Origin of the sequence: Neisseria sp. HMSC065C04, assembly GCF_001815375.1 — a bacterium.
Lineage (GTDB): Bacteria > Pseudomonadota > Gammaproteobacteria > Burkholderiales > Neisseriaceae > Neisseria > Neisseria flavescens_D.
Genome location: NZ_KV820408.1, coordinates 87,481 through 93,901, shown reverse-complemented (window position 1 = coordinate 93,901; position 6,421 = coordinate 87,481). Strand labels below are relative to the sequence as shown.

The 6,421-nt window shown below is 49.2% G+C and carries 5 protein-coding genes; 1 reads left to right on the top strand and 4 read right to left on the bottom strand.

What is annotated here, in order from left to right:
• Positions 1-217 precede the first annotated feature (217 nt).
• The gene (gene ccsA, locus HMPREF3022_RS05085) at positions 218-1,030 is read right to left on the bottom strand and encodes a cytochrome C assembly family protein (protein WP_049330837.1); all 813 of its coding nucleotides are present in this window, start codon (positions 1,028-1,030) and stop codon (positions 218-220) included.
• 182 nt (positions 1,031-1,212) lie between these two features.
• Here ccsA and ffh point away from each other — a divergent pair, with 182 nt between their 5' ends.
• Complete coding sequence (ffh, locus tag HMPREF3022_RS05080) at positions 1,213-2,583, top strand: signal recognition particle protein (protein ID WP_049330841.1); 1,371 nt, start codon at positions 1,213-1,215, stop codon at positions 2,581-2,583.
• A 166-nt stretch (positions 2,584-2,749) separates the two neighbouring features.
• Here the strand turns inward: ffh and HMPREF3022_RS05075 are convergent, their stop codons facing one another.
• The 3 genes from HMPREF3022_RS05075 to HMPREF3022_RS05065 all read right to left on the bottom strand — a co-directional run bounded on the left by HMPREF3022_RS05075 (position 2,750) and on the right by HMPREF3022_RS05065 (position 6,419).
• Complete coding sequence (locus tag HMPREF3022_RS05075; RefSeq protein WP_003749428.1) at positions 2,750-3,445, bottom strand: thiol:disulfide interchange protein DsbA/DsbL; 696 nt, start codon at positions 3,443-3,445, stop codon at positions 2,750-2,752.
• Positions 3,446-3,614: 169 nt separating this feature from the next.
• The gene (locus tag HMPREF3022_RS05070; protein ID WP_070765214.1) at positions 3,615-5,726 is read right to left on the bottom strand and encodes a TonB-dependent receptor; all 2,112 of its coding nucleotides are present in this window, start codon (positions 5,724-5,726) and stop codon (positions 3,615-3,617) included.
• A gap of 159 nt (positions 5,727-5,885) precedes the next feature.
• Positions 5,886-6,419 (bottom strand): alpha/beta hydrolase, encoded by a 534-nt coding sequence (locus HMPREF3022_RS05065; protein WP_049330843.1) that lies wholly within the window; start codon positions 6,417-6,419, stop codon positions 5,886-5,888.
• Between the last annotated feature and the right edge of the window lie 2 nt (positions 6,420-6,421).

Below are 6,421 nucleotides of genomic sequence, written 5' to 3'. Positions count from 1 at the left end.
AACTATACGCCTACCAACAAAACCAGTCAACACCTTTCGCAAAATTATTTCTAGAAATTTAACCACCGCCCTGTTTTAACAGGGTTTTTATTTCTAAAAAAATACAATCAAACTTCCTACACTCTCCATTCATACAAAACTCTCCATTCATACAAAAAATACAAAACAAAGGCCGTCTGAAATGCTATTTCAGACGGCCTTTTTTTATGTTTGCCATTTATCCAATACGTTGAAGGACAATTTCTAGAACAAATTTGCTGCCTACATAGGCAAAAATCAGACTGACAAATCCGACAATAGTCCAAACGGCGGCTTTTTTGCCGCGCCATGCGGTCATACTGTGTTTCAACAATAATGCGCCATAAATCAGCCACGACATAATACTGAAGATGGTTTTATGCGTGAAGGTCATGGGTTTGCCGAAAACGGCTTCGGCAAAAAACGTACCGCTGATAACGGAATAGGTCAATAAAATGAAACCTGCCCAAATACCTTGGAACATGAGTTTCTCCAAACTCAATAAAGGTGGCAAGAAGCTGACCAATGCGGAAAAACGGCGTTTGTGCAAATTACGGTTGATTAAAAGGATTAGGATGGCAAATAAGGTAACGATGCCAAACAATCCGTATGCAAGCAATGATGATGCGATGTGCGACAGTGGCAATAAGTCTACAATTTGGCGACCTGAAAAATCCCCCGGGAAAAGGAAACCCAACAATAAGGTCAATGCGGCACAGGGATACAATAAGAGTTGCACTCCGCGCAGACAATAAAAGAAGCTGCCCAAGCAATACATCATCAGCATCAGCCAGACTATCAGACTGAGCGAATAACCAAAACCGGTAATCAATACCCTATCCTGCAATACAGGGAACATCAATGCTGCGCCATGTACCAATAATGCGCCGCTCAAAATCAGAAGCTCGGTTTTCAGCGGGTAAGACTTATTATTGTGCTTTTTATGTTGCAACCAGGAAAATGCGCCCAATCCGGCATACACCAGCATAAGGCAGATTAAGACAATCGGCATAAATATCTTTCTCAATAGAGGTGTGAGCACTTGACGGACAGCCGGCAGGGTTTCAGACGGCCTTTGTGTACGTGTTTGTGTTCTTGAAGCATAACTTCGGACTATCGTGTAAAATAATCCGAATTTTATTTTAACAAAGAATGCCCTGTATTGGGCAGCTATTCTCATTATCAAGGATAAGTATGTTAGACAACCTGACCAACCGCTTCAGCAAGGTGCTTAAAAATATTCGCGGCCAATCAACGCTGACCGAAGACAATATTAAAGAAGCCTTGCGCGAGGTTCGTCTTGCCCTGCTGGAAGCCGACGTTGCATTGCCCGTCGTTAAAGAATTCGTCAACACAGTCAAAGAACAGGCCCTTGGCCAAGAAGTCGTCGGCAGCCTGACACCTGACCAAGCCTTTATCGGCGTGGTCAACCAAGCCTTAGTCGAACTGATGGGCAAGGAAAACAAAACGCTGGATTTGTCGGTTTCACCGCCTGCCATTGTTTTGATGGCCGGTTTGCAGGGTGCTGGTAAGACAACAACCGTCGGCAAACTCGCCCGCCTGTTGAAAAACGATCAGAAGAAAAAAGTTTTGGTGGTATCTGCCGACGTTTACCGCCCTGCCGCGATTGAACAGCTGCGTCTGTTGGCCGAACAGGTCGGCGTGGACTTTTTCCCATCCGATACCAACCAAAAACCGGTTGAAATTGCAACTGCCGCCGTCGATTATGCCAAAAAACATTTTTACGATGTCTTGATGGTCGATACCGCCGGCCGTTTGGCAATCGATGAAGAGATGATGAACGAAATCAAAGCGCTTCATGCTGCGATCAATCCGGTTGAAACTTTGTTCGTCATCGATGCCATGTTAGGTCAGGATGCGGTGAACACTGCTCAGGCATTTAATGAGGCCCTGCCGCTCACCGGTGTCGTATTAACCAAGATGGACGGCGACTCGCGCGGCGGTGCGGCATTGTCCGTACGCCATGTAACCGGCAAACCGATTAAATTTATCGGCGTCGGCGAGAAAATCAACGGCCTCGAACCTTTCCACCCCGACCGTCTTGCCAGCCGTATCCTCGGCATGGGCGACGTATTGACCCTGATTGAAGATGTCCAAAAAGGTATTGATGAAGAAGCCGCTGCCAAAATGGCGAAAAAGCTGCAAAAAGGCAAAGGCTTTGACCTCAATGACTTTAAAGAACAAATCCAGCAGATGCGCAACATGGGCGGCTTGGAAAACCTGATGTCGAAGATGCCGGGCGAACTGGGTCAAATATCGAAACAAATCCCCGAAGGTACGGCTGAAAAAGCGATGGGTAAAGTAGAAGCCATCATCAACTCGATGACCCCTAAAGAACGTGCCAACCCGGCCCTACTCAAAGCCAGTCGCAAACGCCGTATTGCAATGGGTGCAGGCACGACCGTGCAGGAAGTAAACAAATTGCTCAAACAGTTTGAACAAATGCAACAAATGATGAAGATGTTCAGCGGCAACGGCTTGGGCAAACTGATGCGTTTGGCCAAAGGCATGAAGGGAATGAAAGGCATGTTCCCAGGTTTGTAAGCCGATTTGACCGAAAACGCCGTCTGAAAAGTTTCAGACGGCGTTTTTGTTTTGTATTCAGATTTAAAATCATGAGGCCTTAAGCAACCATTTCTTCTATAACATCTAATATAAAAGGCCGTCTGAAATCTATTTTCAGACGGCCTTTATTCATTCAGCCTTCAACTTATTGTGGCTTTTTCTGCTCTTCGCGTACTTTGTCCACCAACTGGTCAATCGTGGTCATGCCGGACTGCCAGTCTTTAAATTCAACTTGGTATTTGCCGCCGACGATAACGGTCGGTGTGCCGCTGATTTGGAATTTATTGGTCAACTCTTCCATTTGAGCCGCACGCGCTTGGCTTTCAGGAGCCTCAAATGCAGCCAATACTTTTTTGCCGTCAAACGCTGTTTGCTCGGACAGCCATTTTTTCAGGGTATCGGTATCGGCCAAGTTGATTTTTTGGTTAACCATCGCATCGAAAATATGGCTGTTGGCTTTATCTGATTCACCGGCCATTTCCACTGCGGCCGCCAAACGTGCCAAAGGTTTCATTTCATCACCCCACACAACATGCTCCCGGCGCATATAGGTATCGTCTTTAAACGTTTTGATGTGTTCGCTCAAAACCGGCTCCAAATGGGCACAATGCGGACAGAAGTAGCCGAAGAATTCCAATACTTCGATTTTGCCGGCCTGCTGTTGCGGAATCGGATTGGACAATACGGTGTAATTGACACCTTCGGTCAATGCGGCAGGGGCTGCCGGAGCGGATGTGTTGCTTTGGGCGCTGTCTGCCGGAACGCTGGTTTCAGCCTGTTTGCCGCAAGCAGCCAATGCCAACAGGGTTAATGAGGTCAAGGCTAAGGTTTTCAGTTTCATAGGTATCTCTTTACATTCAAATCAATGGGCGGATTTTATGGCATTTTGTTGGAGGTGTGTTCGATTTGAGTGAAAAAATGTGTTTAGTTTTATTTCAGCCTTTATAAAGGCCGTCTGAAATATGGCTTAGATCATAGCCTTATTTTCAGACGGCCTTTGCCTGATTTCATCAGAAACGGTAATTTACCCGGGCAGTATAGCCGCGCGGATTACCCGGCATGGCATCCGAACGCCAATATTTTTGATTGAGCAGATTGGCCGCGGCAAAGGTAACGTTAACATTTTTATGGTTCCAGCCGAGCATAGCATCAACTCGGGCAAAGCCGGGAAGCGTAGTCACTTCTTTATTTTTTGAGTCGTAACCGTAGCGTTTGCCTGTACCGGTTACGCCGATTTCGCCGTAGAGGTTTTCGGTTGGTGTGTAACGGAAAAACAGGTTGCCGGTAACGTTGCTGGTGTTATTCAAATGGATGCCCACTCGGTCGGGATTGTCTTTGTCTTCAACGACTTTCGCCTGCATCACGCCCAACGAACCGCGCAGATAGAGTTTTTTGGGAATGATTTGCCCGATGGCGGACAATTCCACGCCGCGCGAACGGTGTTTACCGCCGACTGCCCAAGTGTAGGGATCATTTTGCGCGTCGGGGCGGTAGCGGATATTGAAGCGTTCGATTTGGTAGGTGGACAACGTAGTGCTGAGGCGGTCGCCCAACCAACTGCTTTTAACGCCAGTTTCGTATTGGCGGGGGTACTCGGGGTCGGCGTTGAACACGGCGGCAGACGACGTGTCGATACTCAAATAACCGCCGCGTCCGCCATAAGGCGCGAAGCCTTTGTTATACGAGGCGTAAAGTGTGTGAACGGGGTTGATGTTCCACACTGCGCCGATGTTGGGGCTGAACGAGTGGCCGCTGTACTGGCGGCTGCTGCCGGTGAGTTTGTTTTCGGAATTAAAGGTGTACTTGTCGTAACGGCCGCCGAGGACGAATTTCAAATCGGGCGTGGCAGAGAAGATGTTTTGCACAAAGATGCCGTAGGAGTCGGCTTTGTGGCGGTTTTGGGTAAGGACGGGTTGCAGCCTGCCCGAAGCCGGCCAGCTTGCGCGGTCGTAGGGGTTGATGGAGGCGGAAAAGGTGCGGCTGTAACCCAATGTCGGGTTGCGGTGTTCGCGGCTGTAGTCCATGCCTACGGTCAGGTGGTTTTCAAAACGACCGATGGAGTAGTCGCCGTTGAGCGTGAAGTTGGACGACAGGGTTTTGTTGTCGGTCTGCTGCCAAGCATAGTTACGTTTGATTAAGTTGCCATTTTCGCTGCCTGCATAAAAATGGTCGAAATCCTGCGCCGCCGTGCGGTGGGCAAGCTGCCATTGGGCGCGCCATTTGTCGTTGAAGGCGTATTCAAGATCGGAACGCCAGACTTGCAGCTTGTCTTTGACAAAATCGTTCGGGTGAGCAAAACCCATGCGGTAAGGCAGTCCGAAGCGGTCGTACACGGACTTGGTCGGGCTGCGGTCGGGTGTGCGCTCCACATTGTCGTAGGTGTATTGCCCCGTCCATTTCAAGCCGTTGTCGAGTTTGACGGTAATGCTGGGCGAAACCATGACATTTTTGCTGTCTATGCCGCTGCGGAACGAATTGGCGCGCCCGACTTCGCCGGTGAGGCGGATGGCGACGTTTTTGTTCAGCACTTCGTTGATGTCCATATTCAGGCTGCGGTTTGCCCACGAGCCGTAAACCGCACCGATGTTGCGGCTTTGTTTGAAATTGGCGTATTTGCTGACCATATTGATGACGCCGCCACCGTTGGTGCGCCCGTAAAGCACGGAAGACGGGCCTTTCAGGATTTCCACGCGCTCGATGTTGGCGGTACTGCGGCGGACCTGTCCGCTTTCGCGCACGCCGTCGCGGTAAATATCGGATGCATCGGCTTGAAAGCCACGCAGGAAAATGCTTTCGCCGCGCATATCGTAGGCAGCGTCGATGCCGGCGTTGCCTTCGAGGATGGAACTCAAATCGTTCGTACCGTAATTTTTGTTTTTCTGGATATTGAGCGTATCGACGGTTTGCGGCGTTTCTTTGATGAGCTGTCCGTTGCGGGTAACGGCGGCTTCGTCGTAGTTGATGTAGCCTTTGAGTACACTGGTATCGGACTGTCCGACCACGGAAACGGTAGGCAGAGTGGCGGTGTAATGTTCACCATTGTCCTGCGTATCGGCAGCAGCGACAGGGAAGGAAGCAATAATCAGCGTGGGTAATAAAGCTAAATGAAATGGTATTTGCATTTTTATACTCAATTTAACGAAACAGCTGAATTATATTGCCTCATAAAAGAAATGAGAATAGTTTCTTTTAATTATATTTAACATGATATTTGCAAATAAAGACCGCCTGAAACTCATATCGGTTTCAGACGGCCTCTCTTCTTGATAGACACTTCTAAACTATTTACTTAACAACATTTCCTGCATCAGCTTCATGCCCCATTGCCAGCCGCCGAGTGCGCCGTTTAACCGGCCGGAATGCGGCGATTGAAGCAGGCGTGCATGCCAGCGGTCAGCCTGTTCTTGCGCCCAATCGCGTGGTGTGCCTTTTGTTTCGGCGATGACCAACGCCGTACGGCAAGGACAGCGGACGCGTTGGAACGTATGGATTTCGTCTTCGGGAAAAGCTTCGGGACGCGGCGAGACCAAAATAATATTGGTCAGGCGTTTTTGCGTCAGGATGTCGGCTTGATACAGCCATGCCAAAAATGCGGACACGCCGGCACCATGAGCCACGACGGCAATATTTCTGCTGACGATATGGTCGAAGGCCGTCTGAATGGCGTGTTGCCATTCGGAAATGGTTTGCCGACTATCGGCTTCGGCGGTTTGAACAATCGGATAGCTGACCGCCCAGCGGTCTATCCACATTTCCGCTTCATCCGCATCGCGTATCAGAAACAGTGCCATTTCTTCGAGTTCGAAGCTCTGCATTT